1 pseudogene is annotated in these 575 nt (G+C 51.0%); it reads right to left on the reverse strand.

The annotated features are described in order from the left end of the window. Positions 1-40 precede the first annotated feature (40 nt). Positions 41-575: pseudogene (locus tag R8N47_RS27065) on the reverse strand (KfrA protein); the annotation flags it as partial.

The following is a 575-nucleotide window of genomic DNA, read 5'->3' on the forward strand; positions in this document are numbered from 1 at the left end:
CTGTGTCGCCACTCTTCTGAATATTTAGCCTTTCGCGCCATCAGTTTTCCTCTTTCTTTTTCCCTCCCTTACCAGCTTTAGCGAGCTCTTGCTCCAACCCAGAAATTTTGGTCAGTGCATCATTGAGTCTTTGTTCGAGGCTCTTGGCCTGCTGGTCTTTTTCCTGCAACTGACCAGCCATCATGCCTTTGTCTTGAACAAGAGCGCGAGCTTCTGCTTCGGCGCTGGATAATTTGGCGTCCAGCTTTTCTACCTCTCCAGATAGGCGCTGGCACTCTCGTTCAGCGGATTCGCCATGAGCTTTGGCTGTGGCAAGGGAGTCCTGTGATTGGGCCAGTTTGGCCTGTACATTTTCGAGCTGCTCTTTCAACGATGTTTTTTGTTCCTGAGCGGCCCGGAGCTTTTCTGTCTGCTCTATACTCTTGCCTTTTTGCTCCTCCAACTCACCCTCTGTAGTTGCCAATTTTTGGCTCAAAGAGCGATTTTCGCTTTTAGCTTGCTCCAGGTGATCCTGTGCTCGGGTCAGATCTGCGGCTTTCGCCTCCAGCTTGCCCTCCAACTCAACGATCCGCTTT

The organism is Vibrio sp. 2132-1 (assembly GCF_033344315.1).